Here is a 24,853-nt window from a genome sequence, read left to right on the forward strand (position 1 = left end):
TTCATTATGTGTTCACTCGTGAGGCTTTGATATTTTTTACGTCCGGAGACGCTGATATCAATCCTGCGAGTGCCCACACAGATTGTCTGATAAATTGTTAAAGAGCAGTGCCACACTTCTCTGTGGCGCGGGCTGCATATATTACGCTTTCCGCTTTATCAGTCAAGCACTTATTTTTGCTTAACTGACCGGTTCGAATCGTTCTGAACCTTACTTAACCCGGCGCTTCGTATTCCGTTGTGCCGTGTCAGTGGAGGCGCATTATAGGGAGTTCTTTTCGGCTGACAAGGGCTAATTTCAATAAATTTTCCGAGTGCTGTTTTTTTCAACGAAAACCTTCTAAAGCGCCAGTTTTTCAAGCAATGGGAAGCCATAACGCTGCAAAACCGGTGACAATTGCACCGCTTCGCCATCCAGCTCGGTACAAAACGCCACGTTTTGCAGTGACGATCGGACTTCAGGGGCTTCATTTTCCAGTAGCCAGGCCGTTCGTCTGGCTATAGCTGCCCCAGAATCAATTAAACGCGTCCCTTCCGGCAGGATCTGCTGCAGCTCATCGCGCAGCAAAGGAAAGTGCGTACATCCTAACACCACTGTGTCCGGCGGCTCTGCCATACGTAACCAGGGTTGCACAATGCGCCTGATTTCATCTATCGCCACCTCTTCGCCATGCAGTTTGGCCTCAGCCAGCTCAACCAGTTCGGCTGAACCCAACATTTCAATCTTGCAGGTTTTGGCAAACTGCGACACCAGCTCATGCGTATACGAGCGACGAACCGTCGCGCGCGTTGCAAGCAGCCCCACCACACCATTACGCGTTAGACGCGCAGCAGGTTTAATCGCAGGCACTACGCCGACGACAGGAAAGGCAAATCGCTCACGTAATGCGGGCAGTGTCACGGTGCTGGCGGTATTGCAGGCGATGATGACCAGGGAAATGGGATGACGGCGGGTAATGGCATCAACAATCGCGACCACACGCTCGACAATAAAGGTCTCGGTTTTCTCTCCGTAGGGAAAGCCCGCGTTGTCGAACGCATAAAGATAGTGCAGGTCCGGCAGAAGTTGCCGAACCTCATCATAGACTGAAAGCCCGCCGACGCCGGAGTCAAACACCAGCACAGTCGGGCGCAGGTCAGAAGCTGTAGCTTCCGCTGAGGTAATACTCTCTTCCTGGAGTCTGATAGCCATACGCTGTCTCGTAATCTTTATCGAACAGGTTGGCGATTCTACCACGAACGGTCAGATGTGATGTGACCGGATACGATACGGCGAGATCCCACAGGCTGACACCGCCCAGCTTTACCGTTTCAAGCGTGTTGAAATTGGTGTCGTAACGCTGGCCAAGATACTGATAACTCACTGACCAGTCGAAATCATACAGCGTTAAATCCAGCTGATATTTAAACTGTTCTTTTGCCCGACGAGCCAGCCATTGATTTGTCGTCGCATCGCGAGCATCAAGATAGTCAAAAGATAATGAATGAGAGAGCACGCCAGTATCAAAAGATGCCGTTGTTTCAACGCCTTTTATCCGGGCCTGGTTGACATTGTAATAGCGATTATTGGTATAGGAGATCAAATCATCAATATCATTGCGGTATCCCGACACTCGCCAGTTAACCGGGCCTGTCAGGCCTTCAAAACCCCCTTCCCATTGTTTGCTTTTCTCTGGGTTGAGATCCGGGTTACCGCCAAAGCCACTGTATAACTGTCCAAAATTAGGGGCGTTAAATGCCGTGCCATAGTTGGCAAAGACACGATAACCTTCTACAAATTCCCAGGCTGCGGCTGTCTGCCATGTGGTATGCCAGCCAAACTGGCTATTGTCATCCCCACGAAGTGCGCCTTCCAGCGTCACATCGCCAAATTTTTGTTGGGTCGTCGCGTAAAGGCCGGTGTTGCGCTGTTCGTAGCCCTCACTCAGGAAGTTTGTACCAGGCTGAGTCGCCTCTTTTTGCCAGTCGACGCCGCCGCTGAAGGTGCCGTGCTCTGCTTGCAATGTGTTGCCCCATTGCACGTTATACTGCTCAATGTCATCAAAGGTCGCGGTACTGTCATATCGCCCCAGTTGAGGGCTGTAGTTAATGTCTTTGGTATGGCTGTAACTGGCCACCAACTGCGTTGAATAGATGCCCTGATTGAAGCGCAAGCCGCTATCCCAGCTTTGACTGTAGAGTTGGCGAGTATCAACAAACGCATTGGGATCGAAAGATACCTGCTGTCCATCGTAGGCAGTGCGGTTGTCAAAACCATAGCCACGGACAAAACCACTAAATTGATCGTTAAATTGGTGCTCCACCGTGCCAAAGAGGGTTTTACTCATAAAACCATCACGATCGGGCTGGGCCGCGCTAAAGGCATCAGGCAGGTTAGCCACCACATCATACCCTTTGGTATAGGTATAATTCCCCGCCAGAGTGGCTGTGGTCGCCTCACCCAGCCGCTGCTGGGTGGACCCATCGTATGCCTGATAGCCGTTAGAACCCACACCTGCGGTCAGCGTGGTACCGGGCTTATCGCGGCCCGTAATAATATTCACGACGCCGCCGATGGCATCTGAACCATAAACCGCCGAACGTGCACCCCGGATGTATTCGATTCGTTGCACCAGCGACAGCGGGATCTGGCTGAGATCGGAAGAACCCGAAATCCCAGCCTGGTTAAGACGAATACCGTCGATCAGTACAAGAACATGGCTGGAATTGGTTCCACGAATAAACATGGAGCTTAACTGCCCCAGTCCACCGTTTTGAGCAATATCCACCCCCGGCAAACGCCGCATGACATCAATGAGGCTTTTGGACTGCCAGCGATCAATCTCTTCACGCGTAACCACGGTCGTCGGGGCCAGCACCGACGACACTGGCTGTTGAAAACGATTGGCGGTCACGATTTGCGTATCATCATTACCCTGCGCAAAGCCATTTTGCGCCCAGAGGGAAATCGCCGTTGCGCTGAAGGCAAACAGCGAGGCTTTTGTTTTACTCATTTTTTATCGCATCCAAAAGAAAAAGGATGCCGCAGGCATACAATCGATAGCACGCGATGACTGTAAGAGTGGCGACGTCACACCGGCAGGTCTTCGGGCTGGGAATCATAGCAGGTGATGACTTCCCATCCCGCAGGACAGTGTCTGCAATTGCAATCACCCTGACATTCCTTACCGCTGCGCGTCAGCTCCAGATTCACACTGGATTCCCTATTAACTCAAGGCTGAGGCCGGTGCCAGCAGTCTACGAAGAGCGCATGAGCAAGTCCAGACTTCCGCACGTCGTCTTTCTGCGCCAGTGTACAAGACTGGACATCGGCAGGTGAATGCCTACAATCGCCCGGCAAGTAAGCTCTTAACCAGGATTAAACATGACACCCGAACATCTCCCTGTTGAACAGTATGACGCGCAGCTGGCGGAAAAAGTCAGTCGGTTAGAAACGATGATGACGCCATTCGCTGCGCCCGCCGTGGAGGTGTTTCGTTCACCCGTCAGTCACTACCGCATGCGAGCAGAATTCCGCATCTGGCACGAGGGTGATGACCTCTACCATATTATCTTCGATCAGGAGACGAAACAGCGCATACGCGTCGATCAGTTTCCTGCGGCCAGTGAGTTAATCAATCAGGTCATGCCAAAAATGATGGCGGCCATTCGGGACAATCGTCTGCTGCGCCACAAGCTGTTTCAGATCGACTACCTGTCCACGATGAGTCATCAGATCGTGATTTCGCTGCTCTACCACCGCAAACTGGATGAGGAATGGCAGCAGGCCGCCAGCATGTTACGCGATCAATTGCGGGCCGAAGGTATTGATGTCCAGCTGATTGGCCGCGCGACCAAGACCAAAATCTGCCTTGATCGGGATTATGTCGATGAGCGTTTGCCAGTGGCCGGAAAAGAGATGATTTACCGTCAGGTAGAAAACAGCTTTACGCAGCCTAACGCCGCCATGAACATTCAAATGCTGGAATGGGCACTGGACGTCACCACGGGTTCTCGCGGCGATCTGCTGGAGCTCTACTGTGGTAATGGCAACTTCTCGCTGGCGCTGGCCCGAAATTTCCGCCGGGTACTGGCAACAGAAATCGCCAAACCTTCCGTAGCGTCAGCGCAGTACAATATTGCCGCCAACCAGGTTGATAACGTGCAGATTATTCGCATGGCGGCCGAAGAGTTTACGCAGGCGATGAATGGCGTGCGCAGCTTTAACCGGCTGGAAGGGATCGATCTGAAGAGTTATGACTGCGAGACGATCTTTGTCGATCCGCCGCGCAGCGGGCTGGATGAGGAAACCGTTAAGATGGTGCAGGCTTATCCTGCCATTCTCTATATTTCCTGCAATCCGCAAACCCTGTGCGACAATCTGCGGATACTGGCGCAAACGCACGACGTCACGCGGCTGGCGCTGTTTGACCAGTTCCCGTACACCCACCATATGGAATGCGGCGTGCTGCTGACGCGTAAAGCGTAAAAAAACGGGAACCTGAAGGTTCCCGTTTTTAATTACCGATTGCGGTTGCGCTTGTAACGCAGGGCAATCCAGAACACCAGCCCAACCATCAAAATGGTCGGGATGAAATTAGAGCCAATATCCGGGTACTCTGCCCTGACCAGCGCGCTGTAAACCAAAATGCCCAGCAGGAAAAAGGCGGCAGCAAGGCCGGGAACGCCATCCGGCATGTTTTTGTTCAGATAACGCTGATGCAGGCACCAGGCCGACAGCCCCAACGCAATCAGTGGAAAAATAGAAAAAGGAACAAAAGCACTAAACAGCACGGAGAACGAGCCGTTCATAGCAAGGCCGGTAATAAAAGCCAGCAACATCGTGCCTTTATCACGGGAGCTTGGGTGGGTCATGGCAGGGTCCTTATTCATATCTCTTCAGGTTTATCCAGGGTTACCGCCAGGCGTTCTTGTTCCCGGCGATACCAGTAATAAGCGCCTTTGGCGATCATGCGTAACTGTAATACCAGACGATCTTCCAGCTTACGTCGCTGCTCGATATCAATGTCCAGCGCTTCAGCACCCGCGCTAAAAACAATCGTCACCATCGCTTCAGCCTGCGCTTCGGTGAAGCTGCGCGGCATGCGATTTTCGACCTCAAGATAGTCAGCCAGTTCAGCAATAAAATGTTGAATTTCACGTGCAACAGCAGCGCGAAAGGCCGCAGAAGTTCCTGAACGTTCGCGCAATAACAAGCGAAACGCATTGGGGTTATTCTCGATGAACTCCATGAATGTGGCGATAGAGGTTTTAATAATGCTGCCACCTTTTGCGATACGCTGGCGTGCCTGGCGCATCAACTGGCGCAACATCAGTCCACTTTCGTCAACCATCGTCAGACCTAACTCATCAACATCTTTGAAATGCCGATAAAAAGACGTAGGCGCAATGCCGGCTTCCCTGGCAACTTCACGTAGGCTCAGGCTGGCAAAACTGCGTTCGGCGCTGAGCTGACTGAATGCAGCTTCGATGAGTGTACGCCGTGTACGTTCTTTTTGTTGCGCTCTGACACCCATTCTCTCTGCCTTGTGAGGTTCTGAAACAGCACTATAACAAAATATTCAGCGTACAGTCGGGCAAACTTTGTGACGGCTTGTTAAACACCACTGAAAGGCAAAACGTGATGAAAATCGCTGTTAGAATTCAGAAGTGCGCGGTGAGATGTTAGAATCTCGTTGTAAAAATGTATAAATAATAGGACGTATCGGTATGCAAAAGTCTTACGATTACGATGTTATAGTGATTGGTTCAGGACCCGGCGGCGAAGGTGCGGCGATGGGACTGGTCAAGCAAGGCGCACGCATCGCGGTTATCGAACGCTATCACAACATCGGCGGCGGCTGTACTCACTGGGGAACCATCCCTTCAAAAGCCCTCCGTCACGCTGTTAGCCGCATCATCGAATTCAATCAAAATCCCCTTTACAGCGACCACACCCGACTGCTTCGTTCATCCTTTGCCGATATCCTTAATCACACGGAAAGCGTGATCAACCAGCAAACGGCGATGCGTCAGGGTTTTTACGAGCGTAACCGCTGCGAACTCTTTCAGGGCGATGCCCATTTTGTTGATGCCAACACGGTCGAGGTAGAACATCATGACGGTACGCGCGAAAAACTGACCGCCGAGAAGTTTATCATCGCCTGCGGTTCACGCCCTTATCATCCCCACGATGTCGACTTTACCCATCCACGCATTTACGACTCCGATTCTATTCTCAACCTGCACCATGAACCTGGCCACGTGATCATTTACGGCGCCGGTGTCATTGGCTGTGAATATGCTTCTATTTTCCGTGGACTTAACGTCAAAGTTGATTTGATTAACACCCGTGACCGGCTGCTGGCATTTCTTGACCAGGAGATGTCCGACTCGCTGTCCTATCACTTCTGGAACAGCGGCGTTGTGATTCGTCACAATGAAGAGTTCGAGAAAATTGAAGGCGTAGATGACGGCGTGATCATGCACCTTAAATCCGGCAAGAAAGTAAAAGCGGATTGCCTGCTGTATGCGAATGGTCGTACCGGTAACACTGATTCGCTGTCGCTGGAAAATGTCGGTCTGGAAGCAGACGGACGTGGCCTGCTGAAAGTGAACAGCATGTATCAGACAGCTCAGCCGCACATTTATGCGGTAGGCGACGTGATTGGTTATCCAAGTCTGGCATCCGCTGCTTACGATCAGGGCCGTATTGCCGCGCAGGCCATTATGAAAGGTGAAGCCTCAGCGCATCTGATAGAAGACATCCCAACCGGGATCTATACCATTCCGGAAATCAGTTCTGTGGGGAAAACCGAGCAGCAGCTGACGGCAATGAAAGTGCCATACGAAGTGGGTCGTGCTCAGTTCAAACATCTGGCGCGTGCGCAAATCGTTGGGATGAATGTGGGTAGCCTGAAGATCCTGTTCCATCGCGAAACCAAAGAAATTTTAGGCATTCATTGTTTTGGCGAGCGCGCGGCGGAGATCATCCATATCGGTCAGGCGATTATGGAGCAAAAAAATGGTGGCAACACAATCGAGTACTTTGTGAATACCACCTTTAACTATCCCACCATGGCCGAAGCCTATCGTGTTGCGGCGTTAAACGGCTTAAACCGCCTGTTTTAACGCCGTATCGAAATAGCCTTGCATGTGCGTTCGGATTGCCTCTGCCAGTTGTTCATAACGACTGCGCAGGGGTGAACCGGGACGGTATACCAGTGCGATAGTGCGTTGGGGGACCGGTTTGTAGCACGGGAGATAACAAACGCCGTCACGAATACGCTGATCCGGTACGGCCAGTGCAGGCAGTAACGTGATCCCGCTTCCCGCCGCAACCATATTGCGCAAGGTTTCCAGGCTGGTCGCGCGGAAATGCGTATCTTCGTCTGCACCTGCTTCAAAGCAAAAGCCCATCGCCTGATCGCGCAGGCAATGACCGTCTTCCAGCATTAGCAGCTTTTCGCCCGCCAGATCGGACATCGGCACGCGGTCACGATCGCGCCATGGGTGATCTTCATAGACGGCCAGCTTCATCGGCTCATCAAACAGCGGGACCTCGATAAAGGCTTCGCTTTCTTTCACCAACGCCAGAATCGCACAGTCCAGTTTGCCGCTGTCGAGCTGCGCCAGCAGTTGCTGCGTCTGCGCTTCATGCAGATACATTTCCAGCTTTGGAAAGGTCTGATGCAGCATTGGAATGATCTGCGGCAGCAAATAAGGGCCGGTCGTGGGGATAAGCCCAATATGCAGTGGCCCTGACATCGCTTCGCCTTGCTGACTGGCCATCTCTTTCAGCACTTTGACTTCACGCAGAACGGTACGCGCCTGGTCGACCAGCAACAGGCCGGCCTGAGTAAACAGCACTTTGCGGCTGGTACGCTCCAGCAGCATGACACCTAATTCGTCTTCTAATTTACGGATCTGTCCGCTCAACGTGGGCTGACTGACATGGCAGGCATCCGCAGCACGTCGGAAATGACGATGTTCAGCAAGCGAAACCAGATATTCAAGATCACGGATATTCATTATTACCCTCCATTCCACGATAGCTCGTGGCGATAGATAGAATAGCAACCAACGATTGGCCCTATCAAGAGCGGATGGGAATAATGCCCACATCAATTCAGATTCATTGCCACCCAGGGAAATGTTTTCTGAACGTTGAAAACGGTGTTCTCCCTGTTTTCAACAGTCGTGAGCCCTTCGCCAAAAAAAAGACGAGAAGCGCTGTCAGGCTTCCCTAAAACGCGTAGAGGGTAAACGCTACGAATCTTAGCATCGGCCGGGAGCGCCGCGGCTCTGATGATGTGCCTAAAATAAAAGTAGTTTCTGAAGCTAGAGGTTGGCGGGCATCTGATGCCCGCTTTTTTTTTTGCCTGCCGTTTACGCTAAGCGTGTTTTGGCATCCGCGATAGCACGGGCAACCTGACCGGGCGAAACCCCACCCTGCGCATTACGCTTATCCAGACAGGATTTTAGGGCCAGAACAGGATAGACATCGTCCTCTATCACGCTACTGAAGTGCTTTAACTGCGCCAGCGTCAGTGCTTCCAGCGCCACGCCCTGTTTTATCGCTTCAACGACCGTTTCACCGACAATGTGGTGCGCCTCACGGAACGGCACGCCTTTGGCAACGAGGTAGTCAGCCAGCTCGGTTGAGTTAGCGTAGCCCTGCTCTGCCGCTTCCTGGCAGCGAGGACGTTTCACCTGCAGGCCATCCAGGACAAGAACCGACATATGCAGGCAGTCCAGCCAGGTATCCAGCGCGTCGAACAGCCCTTCTTTGTCTTCCTGCATGTCTTTGTTGTAGGCGAGCGGCAGGCCTTTCAGCGTCATCATCATTCCGGTTAACGCGCCCTGTACACGGCCACACTTGCCGCGAATCAGCTCTAGCGCATCCGGGTTTTTCTTCTGTGGCATCAGGGATGAACCCGAGGTGACTTTATCTGAGAGTTCGATAAAGCCGGCTTCGCCTGTGTTGAAGAAAATCATGTCTTCAGCAAAGCGCGACAGATGTACCATACCGATTGACGCATCCGAGAGCAGTTCCAGAACATGGTCACGATCGGAAACGGTGTCCAGGCTGTTACGTGTGGCAGAAGCAAAACCTAACCAGCCAGCCAGCTGCTCACGATCGATGTCATACGCCGTTCCTGCCAGCGCGCCACAACCCAGTGGGCTAACATCAAGACGCTTCAACGTATCCTGCAAACGGCTTTCATCGCGCGCCAGCATTTCAACATAGGCGAGGCACCAATGCGCAAAGGTCACCGGCTGCGCCCGCTGCAAATGCGTATAGCCCGGCATCACCGCGTCCTGGTTCACTTCGGCGGTAGCGACCAGCGCCTGCTGCAGCTCACGTGTGGCCCCCAGCAGTGCGGCGACCTGCTCCTTACACCACAGCTTCAGGTCGGTGGCTACCTGGTCATTACGGCTACGGCCGGTGTGCAGTTTTTTGCCCAGCGCGCCGACTTTCTCGATCAACTGGCCTTCAACCCAGCTGTGAATATCTTCGGCATCACTTTGCAGAATTTGCTCAGGATTGGCACGAACCTCTTCCAGCAATGCATTCAATGCGGCTTCCAGCTGCTGCTGCTCATCACCGGTCAGAACATTTACCGTCACCAGCGCTTTGGACCAGGCCACTGAGCCAATGATGTCCTGCTCAGCCAGGCGGTAATCAAAACGCAGCGAGTCGTTGAACTGTTTGAAACGTTGATCTGCTGCCTGGGTAAAGCGTCCACCCCAAAGTGCCATGTGAATCTCCTTCAAGTCGTTAAACCAGGGGCGGCCTGAAAGCCGCCCCTGAGGTCATACTGAGAGGCGAGGCGATCCTCGCCTGCGATTACTTCTTCTGCTCGTTCAATGCACGAATACGTGAAGAGAGTGAGAACAGACGGATAAAGCCGCCGGCATGACGATGATCGTAAACTTCGTCTTCGCCGAAGGTTGCAAACTCTTCGGAATACAGGCTGTTGGCTGAACGCTTCTGCGTCGCCGTGGCCTGGCCTTTGTAGAGTTGCAGGACCACTTCACCGTTGACTTCTTCTGCCAGCGACTCTGCCGCCGCCTGGATAGACTTACGCAGCGGTGCAAACCAGCGACCATCGTAAACCACATAGGACATTTCATGGCCCAGCTGCTCACGCCATTTGAAGCTGTCGCGATCCAGAACCAGTTGCTCAACCGCACGCAGTGCGTTAACCATGATGGTGCCGCCGGGAGTTTCGTAACAGCCGCGTGATTTAATGCCCACCAGACGGTTTTCAACGATATCGATACGACCTACGCCGTGTTTAGCACCCAGCACGTTCAACTTTTCCAGACACTGGAACGGGCTCAGTTTCTCGCCGTTCACCGCGACAACGCGCCCTTTTTCAACGGTTACCGTCACGTCTTCAGGCTGATCCGGGGCTTCCAGCGGATCAACGGTCCAGACCCAGCAATCTTTATTCGGCGCATTAGACGGGCTTTCCAGCACGCCGCCTTCGGTAGAAATATGCCAGGCGTTTTCATCACGGCTGTAGATTTTTTCCAGCGAAGCGGTGGTCGGGATATTGCGCTCTTTCAGATAATCCAGCAGCGCTTCACGTGAACGCAGGTTCCATTCGCGCCATGGCGCAACCACTTTCAGCTGGGGTGCCAGCGCGGTATAGGTGGTTTCAAAACGTACCTGGTCATTCCCTTTACCGGTCGCACCGTGGCACAGGGCATCAGCACCGACTTTCAGCGCCAGCTCAACCTGCGCTTTAGCGATGATAGGACGCGCCATGGAGGTGCCCAGTAGGTAAGTTCCTTCATACAGCGCACCGGTCTGCAGAACCGGATAAACGTAGTCGCTGATAAACTCTTCACGCAGATCAACCACGTGGCATTCTGATGCACCCGACTGCAGCGCTTTCTTCTCAACGCCTTCCAGATCGCTACGTTCCTGGCCGATATCAGCCACAAACGCGACCACTTCACAGCCGCCATAGTTTTCTTTCAGCCAGGGAATAATGGCGGAAGTATCCAGACCACCAGAGTAAGCCAGAACGATTTTTTTGATGTTTTGCGTTTGCATTTCGTAATCCTTGAATCTGAGTCGTTAAGCGAGAATCCGGGTGCCAATGGACACACCGTTAAAAAGGTCGGGCAGTTGCTCGGCATGACGCCAGCTGGCGATATCAACCGGGCGGCCCAGCGTGCGCGCAGCATCCAGCGCTGCGTTCACTTTCACAATCATGCCATCGGTGATGATGCCCTGCGCAATCAACTGTTCAGCTTTGTCAGCCGTCATCTCTGCAATGCGCTGGCCTTTGCCATCGAGAATGCCACTGACATCCGACAACAAGACTAAATCAGCACCCAGCGTTGATGCCAGCGCCGTGGCGGCCTGATCCGCATTGACGTTCATTAACTGGCCGTCATCGGTAATGCCAATTGAGCTGACAACAGGCATATAACCCGCCGCAAGCAATGTATTGACCAACGCGGGATTACCCGGCGTGGCGTGGCCCACATGACCGAGTGCTTCATCCAGCTGCGTGACATTAACCAGGCCTGCATCGCCCAGGCAAAGGCCTACCGCGTGAATGCCATATTTTTTCGCCCAGGCCAGCAGGGTTTTGTTCGCGGTACCCGCCAGTGCGCCGGTAATGATGTCGATCTGGTCGGCAGGCGTAACGCGTAAGCCGTTCTTTTTCTGCACCGGCAGCGCCAGTTTTTTCATCAGTTCATCGACCAGACAGCCGCCGCCGTGAACGACGATCAACGGGCGCTGATGCGCGGAGCGATAGGCCAGCAGCGCGTCAAATAAACGGGCCAGCGCTTCTTCGCTGTCTAACAGCACACCGCCCAGCTTGATAATCAATGGATTGGTCATGGTTTACTCGTCCGTTAAATCAGTGACTGCGTTTCAGGGAAACCGAAACGAATATTAAGGCACTGCACCGCCTGGGAGGCCGCGCCTTTGAGCAGGTTATCTTCTGCAGCCACCACAATCAGGTGTTCGCCCTGAACGGCGAACCCGATATCGCAGTAGGGTAGCCCGACAACCGCTTTCAGAGCCGGCACGCCCTGTTCGTACACGCGTACCAGCGGCTTATCGTGGTAGGCGTTATGAAAAGCTTCAGCAACATCATCACGGCTTACGCCGGCCTTCAGGCGGCAGGTAACGGTCGCCAGAATCCCACGCGGAAAACTGCCCAGGTGCGGGGTGAAAATCACCGGCGTTCCCAGGTGCGCCACAATCTCAGGATGATGACGATGATTAAAAATACCGTAAGGTTGCAGGCTGACTTCGCAGAAGCTGGTGCCGACATTCGCTTTGCGCCCCGCCCCACTCACGCCGCTGGTGGCGTTAATTACCGGCCACTGCGCGTCATTCAGCAAACCCGCATCTAACACGGGCTTCAACGCCAGCTGGGAGGCAGTGGGATAGCAGCCCGGTACGGCCACCAGCTGTGCTTCTTTAATTTTTTCCTGCTGGAACTCAGCAAGACCGTAAACGGCTTTATCCAGCCAGTCACCGTGCTGATGCGTAAAGCCATAAAACTGGGTGTAAAAATCGCCATCGTTGACGCGAAACGCGCCTGACAGATCGAACACCACACAACCGGCTTTAAGAAATTCAGGGGCCAGGTCATGGCTGACTTCGTGGGCGGTCGCCAGAAACACCACATCCACTTTGTCTGCCCATTCGGCGGCATCACTCAACGGCTGCAGCGGCAAATCCACCACGCCTTTAAGCTGTGGATGAAGATCGGACAGGCGCTTGCCCGCATCGGGACTTTGCGCAGATACCGCCAAAGCGGTTATGTTGATATGTGGATGGCGATTAAGGAAGGTGGCAAGCTCTACGCCAGCGTAACCACTGGCACCAACGATCAGCGTATTCAACATCAGGCTGTATACCTTTATTACAGTCACACGTTCCGGGTCGCGGCCTTGCCCCGTTGCCCACGATGTCGTTTGCAGCGATTTAAGGTTCACATGCACACGACGTTAATGTATTTTTATTCACTATTAATGCATGAATATTGATACATCCTAACTCAAGGACCGTCAACAGTGAAGACAAAATTACCGCCTTTTATCGAACTATACCGCCAGTTGATCGCTACGCCGTCAATCAGCGCAACCGATGCCGCACTCGATCAGAGCAATGAAACTTTAATCAATTTACTGGCTGGCTGGTTCCGCGACCTGGGTTTTGCTGTGGAAGTACAGCCCGTACCCGGAACACGTCATAAATTTAATATGCTGGCGCGCACCGGAAACGGCGCGGGCGGCCTGCTGCTTGCCGGGCATACCGATACCGTTCCGTTCGATGATGGTCGCTGGACTCGCGATCCCTTTACCCTGACCGAACATGACAACAAGCTGTACGGTCTGGGCACCGCCGATATGAAAGGCTTCTTTGCGTTTATTCTGGACACGCTACGTGATGTGGATGTGACAACCCTGAGTAAGCCGCTGTACATTTTGGCGACCGCCGATGAAGAAACCACGATGGCAGGTGCGAAATATTTTGCAGAGTCCACCCAGCTTCGCCCCGACTGCGCCATTATTGGCGAACCGACCTCGCTAAAGCCGGTGCGGGCGCACAAAGGCCATATATCTAATGCGATTCGCATTCAGGGACAATCGGGCCACTCCAGCGATCCCGGACGCGGCGTCAATGCCATTGAGCTAATGCATGAGTCGATTACCGAACTCATGCAGTTGCGTAACACACTCAAATCACGTTACCACCACGATGGCTTTGCCATCCCCTATCCGACCATGAACTTTGGTCATATTCACGGCGGCGATGCGGCAAACCGTATCTGTGCCTGCTGCGAATTGCATATGGATATCCGGCCCCTGCCGGGCCTTACGCTGAGCGATCTCGACGGGCTGCTAAATGAAGCACTGGCACCGGTAAGCGAACGCTGGCCGGGACGGATCACCATTGAAGAACTGCATCCACCGATTCCCGGCTACGAGTGCCCCGCTGATCATGAACTGGTTAAAGTGGTAGAAACGCTGCTGGGGATTCAGACGGAAGTGGTGAATTACTGCACTGAAGCGCCTTTTATTCAGCAACTCTGCCCAACCCTGGTACTGGGCCCAGGATCGATCAATCAGGCGCACCAGCCAGACGAGTTTATCGATACCGCATTTATTAAGCCTACCCGTGCGCTGATAAGCCAGGTTGTGCAGCATTTCTGTCACTAATTATCATTAATCGGGGCATTTCACTGAATTAACAGCAAAATGCCCCGCCATTCTGCGGGATTTGATAATAAGAATAACTTATCCCGCTTCTCCCCTATCAAATTCCATGAATTTCCAGCAGTTAGCTGCATGTTTCCTTCACTTTAAGTCAATTGACGAACGGATGATTACGTGGCTAGATAAAAGACGATGTTATACCTACGGGGCAATCATCCCACTTTATTCAGCTTGCGACAGGCAGCAACTGAAGAACCTCGGGCAGTACCGAGAGGACAACGTTGCTGGCTTTTGTGCTGCCTGAAAAGACCGGGTATAGAGGTTTATCAAGACGATAAGGGTGTCAGGGTCACATGAACGAACAATATTCCGCAATGCGAAGTAATGTCAGTATGCTCGGCAAACTGCTCGGGGATACGATTAAGGATGCGCTGGGAGAGAACATCCTGGACCAGGTGGAAACCATCCGTAAGCTGTCTAAATCATCCCGTGCTGGCAATGACACGCATCGTAAGGCGTTGCTGAATACGCTGCAGAACCTGTCAAATGACGAGTTGTTGCCCGTCGCACGTGCTTTCAGTCAGTTCCTGAACCTCACTAACGTGGCTGAACAGTATCAAACCATTTCCCGCAGCGGCGATGGCGCGAATCATCCCGAGTTGTTAAAAAAGACCTTCGAAACGCTCAAACAAAACAATCTTAGTGAAAGTGCTATTCACGCGGCGATTGAATCCCTGTCGCTGGAACTGGTGTTGACCGCCCATCCCACAGAAATTACGCGTCGTACGCTGATTCATAAACTGGGCGAAGTTAACAGCTGTCTTGAACAGCTCGATCACAGCGATATTTCTGACTACGAGCGTAACCAGATTATGCGCCGCCTGCGCCAACTGGTCGCTCAGGCCTGGCATACGGATGAGATCCGTAAATACCGTCCTACGCCCGTGGATGAAGCCAAATGGGGCTTTGCCGTCGTTGAAAACAGCCTGTGGGAAGGCGTACCTGCGTTTCTGCGTGAGCTGAATGAACAGGTAGAAGAGACGTTTGGCATTAAGCTGCCGGTCGATTTCGTTCCGGTGCAGTTTACCTCCTGGATGGGCGGTGACCGTGACGGCAACCCCAATGTCACGGCCTCCATCACCCGCCACGTCATGCAGCTCAGCCGCTGGAAAGCCACCGACCTGTTCCTGCGTGACATTGGCGTACTGATTTCAGAACTGTCGATGTCTGAATGCAGCCAGGAAGTGGCCGATCTCAGTGGCGATCCTGAAGCGCTCGAACCTTATCGCGTGATTTTGAAGCGTCTGCGCAGCCAGCTAATGAGCACGCAGGCTTATCTGGAACGTCGCCTTAAAGGCGAACGTTTACCACGTCCGGCTGACCTACTGGTCTCTAACGCTCAGCTTTGGGACCCGCTGTATGCGATCTATCAATCCCTGCAGCAGTGTGGCATGAGCATCATTGCCAACGGCCAACTGCTGGATACGCTGCGCCGCGTCAAATGCTTCGGCGTGCCGCTGGTCCGCATTGATGTTCGTCAGGAAAGCACCCGTCACACCGAAGCCATTGCAGAGATTACCCGCTACCTTGGGCTGGGCGATTATGAGAGCTGGTCAGAAGCCGACAAGCAAGCGTTCCTCATCCGCGAGCTGAACTCTAAGCGCCCTTTACTGCCGCGCAGCTGGGAACCGAGCGATGAAACCCGCGAAGTGCTGGAAACCTGCAAAGTGGTAGCGGAAGCGCCTCAGGGCTCTATCGCCGCCTATGTGATTTCGATGGCAAAAACGCCGTCGGATGTGCTGGCCGTCCACCTGTTACTGAAAGAAGCCGGTATACCTTTTGCGATGCCGGTTGCACCGCTGTTTGAAACGCTTGATGACCTCAACAATGCCAACGATGTGATGAGCAAGCTGCTCAACATTGACTGGTATCGCGGCTTTATTCAGGGCAAACAGATGGTCATGATTGGCTATTCCGACTCGGCGAAAGATGCCGGCGTCATGGCGGCCAGTTGGGCGCAGTATCAGGCGCAGGATGCGCTGATTAAAACCTGCGAAAAAGCCGGAGTGTCACTGACCTTGTTCCACGGACGTGGCGGTACTATCGGTCGCGGCGGCGCGCCGGCACATGCTGCGCTGCTGTCTCAGCCGCCAGGCAGCCTGAAGGGCGGCCTGCGCGTTACCGAGCAGGGCGAAATGATCCGCTTTAAATACGGTTTACCGGAAGTGACTATCGCCAGCCTGTCGCTCTATACCGGTGCGATACTGGAAGCTAACCTGATGCCACCGCCGGAACCTAAACCGGAATGGCGCAGTATTATGAATCAGCTTTCTGCGGATTCCTGTGCCATGTACCGGGGCTACGTGCGCGAAAACGCCGACTTTGTGCCCTACTTCCGTTCAGCCACCCCAGAGCAGGAACTGGGCAAGCTGCCACTGGGTTCACGCCCGGCCAAACGCCGTCCTACCGGCGGTGTGGAATCCCTGCGCGCCATTCCCTGGATCTTCGCCTGGACCCAAAACCGTCTGATGCTCCCGGCATGGCTGGGTGCAGGTGCGGCGCTGCAGCAGGCGATGCTGGCAGGCCATCAGGATCAGCTCGAAGCGATGTGTCGCGACTGGCCGTTTTTCTCAACCCGCCTCGGTATGCTGGAGATGGTGTTCTCTAAAGCAGACCTGTGGCTGGCGGAATATTACGACCAACGGCTAGTGGATAAATCCTTGTGGCCATTAGGTCAACAGCTGCGTGACCAGCTGGATGCCGATATCAAAGCCGTGCTGACCATCGCCAACGATTCACACCTGATGGCGGATCAGCCGTGGATTGCCGAATCCATTGCCCTGCGCAACGTGTATACCGATCCCCTGAACGTACTGCAGGCTGAACTGCTTCACCGTTCACGTGCTCAAGAAGCCCGCGGTGACGAACCGGATGCGCGCGTCGAACAGGCGCTGATGGTGACGATTGCCGGTGTCGCTGCTGGCATGCGTAACACGGGTTAAGTCCATTCTCGTCAGGACGGTCCGCTCAGCCTGTGCGGCCGTCCTTAACCCACCCGCGCTCGGGTGAGTTTGCCCGTCTCAAATACGCACCCTCTGATGATTGCCTGCTGTTTTATCTAATGTTTTACCCCTTCACCCACAGCGTCCTTGAGACCATTTCATCTGGTCAAGTGCATTACCTCAGAAATTATTACAGTTTGATTACAGTTAGCCTATAAACCTTATGCCTTTGTGGTCGTTACTCTTTATACGGGTCAAAAATCACCCGGATTGATCGTTAAAAAGCCACACACTGATTCACAAACCACACTGACAGAAGGCAGTGAGGCCTTCGTGCTTATCATTAACATCAGGGTAACAGTATGAATAACATCAGAATAGGAATACGGCTCGTGGCGGCTTTTGGCTTCATGGGTATGCTTGTCATTTTCATGGTCCTGATCGGTATTACCAAAACACGTTCTCTGGCCGACGCTAACAGTGAGATCGCCGGGGGCCTTTACGCCAAGGCATCCGAATCGGCCATGCTGTCATTTTATGCGCAAGATATGAGTCGTCTGGCGCGCATTGCCGTACTCCAGCCGGATCCGGCAAAAACAGAAAAAGCGCTTAACAGCTATCAGCAGGTCAGAAGCCAGGCCGACAGCCTGATGCAGGTGCTGGATAAAGAGGTTGCCTCCGTCACTGGCAGACAACTTTTTTCCAACATCCAGTCTCACGCGGCGCTTTTTCTGCCGCTAATGGATAAGGTCGTTGCACTTGCTCAGCAAGGTAAAAAAGAGGAGGCCGACCAGCTGTTACAGGCCTCGGGAGACAACATTCAAACGGGCTATATAGCCTCCCTTCAGGCATTAAAAGATCACCAGGAAGCGCGGATGCAGGTTGCAGAGCAAACTTCCCATAGCGATCGAACCAATGCGTTGCGTTTACTGGCGGGCGCCGGTGCCGTTGCGCTATTTCTGGCGGGATTGTCTGCCTGGCTTATTACGCGCAGCATCACCCGGCCCCTTAATCAGGCCCTGATTGCCGCACAGCGCGTGGCAAAAGGTGACCTCAGCGAGCCTGTGCAGGTCACTCACACCGATGAAACCGGCAAACTGCTGGTGGCAATCCGGGAGATGCAGGAGGCACTGGTTCAAACGGTCAGCCTGGTGAGATCCAATGCGGAAAGCGTCGCCTCTGCCAGTAGTCAGATAGCGCAGGGAAATGCCGACCTGTCACAGAGAACCGAAGAGCAGGCCAGCGCGCTGGAGCAGACGGCAGCCACCATGACGCAGCTTGGCATGACGGTGAAAAATAACGCCAGCAATGCGCAGCAGGCCAGTCAGCTTGCGGTCAATGTGCGTAATGTCGCCAACGAAGGCAATGATGCCACGGCAGCGATTACCAGCACGATGCGCACCATTAAAGACAGCTCAGGGAAAATCGCCGACATCACCGCCGTTATTGACAGTATTGCCTTCCAGACCAATATTCTCGCGCTGAACGCAGCAGTAGAAGCCGCGCGCGCGGGCGAACACGGTAAAGGTTTTGCGGTGGTTGCCAGCGAGGTCAGAACCCTGGCGCAACGTAGCAGCACGGCCGCAGGTGAAATTCGCCAGTTAATTGACGCCAACGCCCGCAGCGTGGGGCAAGGTGACGAACTGGTTGCACATGCCACCGCGACGATGCAGAGCATCGTCACGGCTGTAGGTCACCTGAGTGATACCGTTGAGGAAATTACCTCAGCCAGCGCCGAGCAGGCCAGAGGCGTAGAACAGGTGGGCATCGCGGTAACCGAGATGGACAGCGCCACACAGCAAAACGCCGCATTAGTGGAAGAATCCGCCTCGGCCGCGAACAGCCTCCGGGAACAGGCACGACAGCTGCTGCAGGCGGTCTCAGTCTTTCGCTTTAATAACACGACACAGCAGGTGCATAGCGTACCGACGCTCAAAAACCCCTCGCGAGTGAAACCGGCTCAACCCTTGACCCATGAAGGCTGGACACATTTTTAATGCGTGGCACATCAGGCTGCTGTCAGCCCTGTATATGCAATGGATGAGACATTCAGAACCGACGCGGACACGTCGGTTTTTTTATGGCCATCTTCAGGCGGCAATTCCCGGACGCACACCTAAGGTATGACAAATGGCATAGCTCATTTCTGCCCGGTTCAGAGTATAGAAATGAAAATCTTTTACGCCCTCACGCGACAGGATTTTCACCATGTCCATGGCGATGTTCGCCCCCACCATTTTGCGCGTTTCAGGATCCTCATCCAGCCCTGCAAACATGGCATTCATCCAGCCCGGAACGCGTACATTGGTCAGGGCGGCAAAACGCTGCAGCTGTTTGAAATTTGATACCGGCAAAATGCCCGGCACGATCTCAACATCAATGCCGGTGGAAACGCAGCGATCACGAAAACGCAGATAGCTTTCAACATCAAAGAAGAACTGGGTAATGGCACGGTTAGCGCCAGCATCAATTTTACGTTTCAGGTTAATCAGGTCAGCCTGGGCACTTTTTGCTTCGGGGTGGACTTCCGGATAGGCCGCGACGGAGATATCGAAGTCACCGACCTCTTTAAGCAGCGAAACGAGATCGCTGCCGTACATTTCCGGCTTACCGCTATTGGGTGGCAGATCGCCACGCAGCGCCACGATATGGCGAATACCGTTATTCCAGTAATCCTGTGCAATGGCTTGCAGCTCATTCCGGGTAGCGTCAATACAGGTCAGATGCGGCGCAGCTTCGAGCCCCGTACGTTCTTTAATGCCTTTAATGATGCTGTGTGTGCGGTCACGCTCACCCGAGTTCGCCCCGTAGGTTACAGAGACAAAACTGGGCTTCAGGCTGCTCAGACGATGGATGGAGTTCCACAGCGTTTCTTCCATTTCACTGGTGCGCGGCGGGAAAAACTCAAAAGAGACACTAATTCGCCCGTTTAGCTCTGCCAGGCTCTGATTGAGCGCCTCGCGCTGATTGGCATGAAAGAAACTCATCCTGCTACCTCCGCCCACATCGGTTATCTGTTAACCTGTAAACATCTATACGTTTAGACGTCCAGACACTCAAAGTGAACCATTTTCCCGCAAGCGTCAACTGATAAATCATCCCAGGAAGTGACAAATATTCAGTCGATGTGAAAGGGCTTTTTATATGAGGATGTTAGGGCAGGACAGGCGCCGAAGCGCCTGGAGAAAAGCAACGTCAGAGGAGTCGGGCAAGGCGATTAATATCAGACTGGATAGCGCCGGCGGTAACGTCCCGGCCTGCACCAGGTCCGCGGATCACCAGCGGATTATCGCGATACCAACGGCTGTCGATGGCAAACACGTTGTCACAAGGCAGTAAGGCGGCCAGAGGATGCTCCGGACGTACCGCTTCGACGCCAACACGTGCTTTGCCGTTAGCATCGAAGCGCGCAACATAGCGCAGCACCAGCCCCATCTCCTGCGCGGCTTCAAGCCGTTGCAGCATCTGCTCATTAAGCTCGTCGCCATTCTCGAAAAAGTGATCTATTGATTCATCTTCGCAGCTCTGCGGCACCAGCGACTCGACGCGCACCTGATCCGGCTCGATGTTATAGCCTGCTTCACGTGCCAGAATCACCAGTTTGCGCATCACGTCCTGACCCGACAGATCGACGCGAGGATCCGGTTCCGTCAATCCCTGCTGCCACGCCTGATCCACCAGCTCGGTAAAGGGCACCGTGCCATCAAATTGCAGAAACAGCCAGGACAGCGTTCCGGAGAAAATACCGCTGATCGACAAAATCGTGTCGCCGCTTTCCCGTAAATCGCGCACCGTATGGTTTATCGGCAGACCTGCGCCCACGGTGGCGTTATACAACCAGTGGCGGCCGGTTTTTTCAAAGGCATCCCGAATCTCGCGCCAGGTTTGCGTATCCGATGCTCCCGCCACTTTATTGGCGCTGATGACATGAAACCCATGGCTGGCAAAATCAAGATATTGCTGTGCCAGCGGCTTACTGGCCGTCACATCCAGCACAACCAGATCATCGTAAGGGTGCGCACGCATCCACAGAAACAGCGACTCTTCATCGCGCGCTTCCGCTTCATCGTCAAAGAATGCCAGTGCGCGACTGGCGTCCAGACCTTCATAGCTCAGCAGGCTGCGTTGGCTGTCCACCACGCCCGCTAGCACAAACTCGAAACCGGTGCGCGCCGACAACGTTTCCTGCTCGCGGGCAAACAACTCCAGCCAGCGAGAACCGATGTTGCCCTTGCCAAACAACATCAGGCCAATGCGCTTTTCTGCCCGAAACAGGGAACTGTGCAACCCCTGAATGAGATGCTGAGTAGGGCCAACGCGCAGCACCGCAACCACGCTAATGTGCTCTGGCGACTGGCTGATAAATTCGACCGGCTGATCTTTTAGCTGCTGCCAGAAACGGTGCGTGTGCAACGGGTTGCGCGTGACGCCAGCGCCAACCAGCGCGACCAGCGCTAAACCTTCACGTAACTGCAAATGTCCAGGTAAGCCGGCGTCCTGCAATAAAGTAAAGGCACTGTTCACCACTTCAGAGGTGTAGCACAGTTGCAGCAGCTGACGATCGGGATGAATGCCCATCGCCAGCGGACGCATCTGCGCGCGCGTCAGCAGCTGGTCGATCTCTTTTTGAAACAGCGTAAAATCGTGCTGCTCAGGAAGTTGGATCTCTACCAGGCACACGTCGTCGTGGCTGGTGACGATGCGGGCGCCCGTACCGGACGCGAGGACGCGCTCGATACGGGTAGAGCCCTGTTCCGGCTGATAGCTGCAGCGTAACTGCAAATCAATATCGCTGCCCGAGACCGGCTGTAAGGTGCGGGTATGCAGTACCGGGGCTGCCAGACGCGCCAGCTCACTGGCCTCATCCAGGCGCAGCAAGGGCAGCAGACAGGCATCAGAGACTTTGCGGGGATCGGCACTGTAAACGCCCGCCACATCGCTCCAGATCGTCACACGTCCCACACCTGCCAGCGCACCAATCTGCGTGGCAGAGTAGTCAGAACCGTTACGCCCCAGCAGTACCGTTTCGCCCGCGTCATTGCCGCAGATAAAGCCGGTTACCACGATGCGTTTATGCGGATGCTGGGCCAGCAGCGTTTGTAACAACGGCCAGGATTTGCCTTCATCTACCTGCGGCTGGGCGGCCCGTTCCGCGCGCAGAAAATCGCGTGCATCCAGCCAGCAGGCATGAAGATCCTGCTGGTTCAGCACCGCTGACATTAAACGTGCAGACCAGATCTCACCATGGCCCACCACTTCCGCATAGACCGCTTCTGTGACGTCACCATCCAGTAACGCCGCCAGTTTTTCGAGGTCGCGAATAAAGGCAGTAATTAAGGGTTCGGCTATTTCGGCAGGTAACAGTGCACTGATGAGCTCACTCTGATAGCGACGTAATGTCTGCTGCACCTGATGTGCGGACAGTCGGTCGCTCTGGCTCAGCTTCAGCCAGCTAATCAGCTGATTGGTCGTCGAGCCCGCGGCCGATACGACCATCATGTCACCTGGCTGGCTGTAATCCGCCATAATGCTGGCGACACGCTGGTAGCAGCGTGCATCTGCAAGGCTGCTGCCACCAAACTTGTGGAGCTGTCTGTTGTTTGGCGTTCCTGCGCCAGCTGAACTCGTCATCATCAATCCTCGGCTGCGATCCGGAATGCATTATCCAAATCGGCAATTAAATCTTCGTGGTCTTCAATACCTACTGAAATACGTAGCAATGTTTCAGAGATGCCTGCTGCGGCCCGGGCCTCTGCAGACATACCTGCATGGGTCATGGTCGCCGTGTGTGAAATCAAGCTTTCAACGCCGCCCAACGACTCCGCCAACGTGAACAACTCAAGCGCTTTAAGGAAACGGCGCAACCGGGCTTCATCGCCGTCCAGCTCAAAACTGAGCATGGCACCGAATCCACGCTGCTGGCGTGCAGCGAATTCATGTCCCGCGTTTTCCGGCAGTGAAGGATGATACAACGTTTTCACCAGCGGCTGTTGCTTGAGATAATCAACAATGGCTAACGCATTACGTTGCGCAGCGGCCATACGTGGGCCCAGCGTGCGCATTCCGCGCAGCAGCAGATAGCTGTCAAAAGCGGAGCCGGTGACCCCAATATTATTGGCCCACCAGGCTAAATCGGTCGCCGCCTGCGGATCTTTAGCAATCACGGCACCGGCTACCACGTCAGAGTGGCCATTCAGGTATTTGGTACAGGAGTGAATGACCAGATCCGCACCCAGTGCCAGAGGATTTTGCAGTGCCGGACTCATAAAGGTGTTGTCCACGACGCTGACGGCGCCCGCCGCACGCGCCGCTGCGCAAATGGCGGCGATATCCACCACGCGCAATAGCGGGTTACTGGGGCTTTCAACCAGCACCAGTTTAGGCTTCTCATCCAGTGCCGCCTGCAGCGCAGCTTTATCACCCTGATCGACAAACTTCACCCGATAAGCGCCCCGCTTACTCAGACTGTCGAACAGCCGATAGCTGCCGCCATAACAGTCGTGCGGCGCAACCAGCAGATCGCCAGGCTTCAGGAACACGGTTGTCACCAGATGAATCGCGGACATGCCGGTATTGGTCAGCACCGCTCCCGCTCCGCCTTCCAGCTCTGCCAGGGCACGCTGCACCACATCACGCGTGGGGTTACCACGACGGGAATAGTCATGCGCACGGGGCTCATTGAAATCATGGAAGTTATAGGTGCTGGAAAGGTGGATGGGCGGGACAACGCAGCCGTATTGCTCGTCGTCATTCAAACCGCTGCGCACTGCGATGGTTGCCTGTTTACGCGTCATAGGGCTAACTGTTCCTGAAGTATGAAATAATTTGCCAACAGGATATCATCTTGCTTTTAGACGTCAATACATCTGGACATCCAAATGTCTTTGCGTATAGATTGAGCATCGTCGCAATAACCGCTAAAATTATGCGCCCATACCTGGCGTTCAACTCCATTAGCACTGTGCGTTGAACGAAGAAACCCGCCAGAGAAGGGGTCAGGTAGAAGAAAATCAGGCATAATCGGCTGATTTCGTAACTTTTAACTTTTATTGATTAAGGTATCCCATGGCTGAATGGAACGGCGAATATATCAGCCCGTACGCTGAGCACGGCAAAAAGAGCGAACAGGTTAAAAAAATCACGGTATCAATTCCGTTAAGCGTGCTGAAAATTCTGACAGACGAACGGACACGTCGTCAGGTTAACAACCTGCGCCACGCGACAAACAGTGAACTCCTGTGCGAAGCCTTCTTGCATGCTTTTACCGGACAACCGTTACCTAATGATGTCGACCTGCGTAAAGAACGTAACGACGAAATACCGGAAGCCGCGAAAAAAATTATGCGTGACATGGGCATCGACCCGGATACCTGGGAATACTGATTTTCAGACATAAAAAAACCCAGCCTGAGCTGGGTTTTTCTTGCCGCCGAACAGATGTTCGAATGCCGTTTCTTATTTTTTGGTGCCTGGCACGCTGAAACGCTTGTTGAAGCGGTCAACGCGGCCACCAGTTGCAACTTCACGCTGCTTACCGGTGTAGAACGGGTGGCACTTACCACAAACGTCCAGGTTCAGTTCGTGAGTCAGCGTAGAGCGAGTGTGAATCACGTTACCGCAAGTACAGTTGATGGTAACTGCTTCGTATTTTGGGTGAATACCTTGTTTCAT

General features: G+C 53.8%; 19 protein-coding genes and 1 riboswitch. Of the genes, 6 read left to right on the forward strand and 13 right to left on the reverse strand.

Annotated elements, in window-relative coordinates:
- Nucleotides 1-339: 339 nt before the first annotated feature.
- Together murI and btuB are read right to left on the reverse strand one after the other, a co-directional pair.
- Nucleotides 340-1,191 carry a glutamate racemase gene (gene murI / locus ACPXSQ_RS21540; RefSeq protein ID WP_028715911.1) on the reverse strand — a complete coding sequence of 284 codons (852 nt, stop codon included), beginning with the start codon at nucleotides 1,189-1,191 and terminating at the stop codon, nucleotides 340-342.
- A complete protein-coding gene (btuB, locus tag ACPXSQ_RS21545; protein ID WP_013027671.1) occupies nucleotides 1,136-2,992 on the reverse strand; it encodes a TonB-dependent vitamin B12 receptor BtuB in 1,857 nt (618 codons plus the stop codon). Before btuB ends, murI begins: the two co-directional genes overlap by 56 nt.
- A gap of 67 nt (nucleotides 2,993-3,059) precedes the next feature.
- Nucleotides 3,060-3,242, reverse strand: a riboswitch (cobalamin riboswitch).
- Nucleotides 3,243-3,363: 121 nt separating this feature from the next.
- Between btuB and trmA the strand changes: the two genes are divergently transcribed.
- Nucleotides 3,364-4,467 carry a tRNA (uridine(54)-C5)-methyltransferase TrmA gene (trmA, locus tag ACPXSQ_RS21550; protein WP_064352932.1) on the forward strand — a complete coding sequence of 368 codons (1,104 nt, stop codon included), beginning with the start codon at nucleotides 3,364-3,366 and terminating at the stop codon, nucleotides 4,465-4,467.
- Between the two features lie 32 nt (nucleotides 4,468-4,499).
- On the opposite strand, the gene ACPXSQ_RS21555 is transcribed toward trmA, so the two are convergent.
- Both ACPXSQ_RS21555 and fabR read right to left on the reverse strand, forming a co-directional pair.
- On the reverse strand, nucleotides 4,500-4,853 hold the full coding sequence (locus ACPXSQ_RS21555) for a YijD family membrane protein (protein WP_014604773.1): 354 nt from the start codon (nucleotides 4,851-4,853) through the stop codon (nucleotides 4,500-4,502).
- Between the two features lie 14 nt (nucleotides 4,854-4,867).
- Complete coding sequence (gene fabR, locus ACPXSQ_RS21560) at nucleotides 4,868-5,515, reverse strand: HTH-type transcriptional repressor FabR (protein WP_013027674.1); 648 nt, start codon at nucleotides 5,513-5,515, stop codon at nucleotides 4,868-4,870.
- A 193-nt stretch (nucleotides 5,516-5,708) separates the two neighbouring features.
- Here fabR and sthA point away from each other — a divergent pair, with 193 nt between their 5' ends.
- A complete protein-coding gene (sthA, locus tag ACPXSQ_RS21565; protein ID WP_013027675.1) occupies nucleotides 5,709-7,109 on the forward strand; it encodes a Si-specific NAD(P)(+) transhydrogenase in 1,401 nt (466 codons plus the stop codon).
- On the opposite strand, the gene oxyR is transcribed toward sthA, so the two are convergent.
- From oxyR to argC, 5 genes are all read right to left on the reverse strand, one after another.
- Complete coding sequence (oxyR, locus tag ACPXSQ_RS21570; protein ID WP_064352934.1) at nucleotides 7,092-8,009, reverse strand: DNA-binding transcriptional regulator OxyR; 918 nt, start codon at nucleotides 8,007-8,009, stop codon at nucleotides 7,092-7,094. The two genes, sthA and oxyR, sit on opposite strands and share 18 nt — an antisense overlap.
- Nucleotides 8,010-8,366: 357 nt before the next feature.
- Nucleotides 8,367-9,740, reverse strand: coding sequence for an argininosuccinate lyase (gene argH, locus ACPXSQ_RS21575; RefSeq protein ID WP_126843331.1), 1,374 nt, complete (start codon nucleotides 9,738-9,740; stop codon nucleotides 8,367-8,369).
- An 88-nt stretch (nucleotides 9,741-9,828) separates the two neighbouring features.
- On the reverse strand, nucleotides 9,829-11,046 hold the full coding sequence (locus ACPXSQ_RS21580; RefSeq protein WP_013027678.1) for an argininosuccinate synthase: 1,218 nt from the start codon (nucleotides 11,044-11,046) through the stop codon (nucleotides 9,829-9,831).
- A gap of 24 nt (nucleotides 11,047-11,070) precedes the next feature.
- Nucleotides 11,071-11,847, reverse strand: a complete 777-nt coding sequence (gene argB, locus ACPXSQ_RS21585; protein ID WP_013027679.1) for an acetylglutamate kinase — start codon at nucleotides 11,845-11,847, stop codon at nucleotides 11,071-11,073.
- 14 nt (nucleotides 11,848-11,861) lie between these two features.
- Nucleotides 11,862-12,866: an N-acetyl-gamma-glutamyl-phosphate reductase gene (gene argC, locus ACPXSQ_RS21590; RefSeq protein ID WP_014594874.1), complete on the reverse strand. Its 1,005-nt coding sequence runs from the start codon at nucleotides 12,864-12,866 to the stop codon at nucleotides 11,862-11,864.
- Between the two features lie 168 nt (nucleotides 12,867-13,034).
- Here argC and argE point away from each other — a divergent pair, with 168 nt between their 5' ends.
- The 3 genes from argE to ACPXSQ_RS21605 all read left to right on the forward strand — a co-directional run bounded on the left by argE (nucleotide 13,035) and on the right by ACPXSQ_RS21605 (nucleotide 19,179).
- Nucleotides 13,035-14,183: an acetylornithine deacetylase gene (argE, locus tag ACPXSQ_RS21595; RefSeq protein WP_013027681.1), complete on the forward strand. Its 1,149-nt coding sequence runs from the start codon at nucleotides 13,035-13,037 to the stop codon at nucleotides 14,181-14,183.
- A 350-nt stretch (nucleotides 14,184-14,533) separates the two neighbouring features.
- Complete coding sequence (gene ppc / locus ACPXSQ_RS21600) at nucleotides 14,534-17,182, forward strand: phosphoenolpyruvate carboxylase (RefSeq protein ID WP_013027682.1); 2,649 nt, start codon at nucleotides 14,534-14,536, stop codon at nucleotides 17,180-17,182.
- 362 nt (nucleotides 17,183-17,544) lie between these two features.
- Complete coding sequence (locus ACPXSQ_RS21605; RefSeq protein ID WP_014594876.1) at nucleotides 17,545-19,179, forward strand: methyl-accepting chemotaxis protein; 1,635 nt, start codon at nucleotides 17,545-17,547, stop codon at nucleotides 19,177-19,179.
- Between the two features lie 93 nt (nucleotides 19,180-19,272).
- On the opposite strand, the gene metF is transcribed toward ACPXSQ_RS21605, so the two are convergent.
- From metF to metB, 3 genes are all read right to left on the reverse strand, one after another.
- The gene (gene metF / locus ACPXSQ_RS21610; RefSeq protein WP_426144388.1) at nucleotides 19,273-20,169 is read right to left on the reverse strand and encodes a methylenetetrahydrofolate reductase; all 897 of its coding nucleotides are present in this window, start codon (nucleotides 20,167-20,169) and stop codon (nucleotides 19,273-19,275) included.
- Between the two features lie 208 nt (nucleotides 20,170-20,377).
- Nucleotides 20,378-22,813, reverse strand: coding sequence for a bifunctional aspartate kinase/homoserine dehydrogenase II (locus ACPXSQ_RS21615; RefSeq protein ID WP_015699320.1), 2,436 nt, complete (start codon nucleotides 22,811-22,813; stop codon nucleotides 20,378-20,380).
- A gap of 2 nt (nucleotides 22,814-22,815) precedes the next feature.
- A complete protein-coding gene (gene metB, locus ACPXSQ_RS21620) occupies nucleotides 22,816-23,976 on the reverse strand; it encodes a cystathionine gamma-synthase (RefSeq protein ID WP_013027686.1) in 1,161 nt (386 codons plus the stop codon).
- Nucleotides 23,977-24,247: 271 nt separating this feature from the next.
- Here metB and metJ point away from each other — a divergent pair, with 271 nt between their 5' ends.
- Entirely contained in the window at nucleotides 24,248-24,565 is a 318-nt protein-coding gene (gene metJ / locus ACPXSQ_RS21625; protein ID WP_013027687.1) for a met regulon transcriptional regulator MetJ, read from the forward strand.
- A gap of 72 nt (nucleotides 24,566-24,637) precedes the next feature.
- Here metJ and rpmE read toward each other — a convergent pair whose 3' ends face one another.
- Nucleotides 24,638-24,853 (reverse strand): 50S ribosomal protein L31, encoded by a 216-nt coding sequence (gene rpmE, locus ACPXSQ_RS21630; protein ID WP_006121308.1) that lies wholly within the window; start codon nucleotides 24,851-24,853, stop codon nucleotides 24,638-24,640.

Origin of the sequence: Pantoea sp. EEL5 (genome assembly GCF_049892805.1) — a bacterium.
Lineage (GTDB): Bacteria > Pseudomonadota > Gammaproteobacteria > Enterobacterales > Enterobacteriaceae > Pantoea > Pantoea ananatis.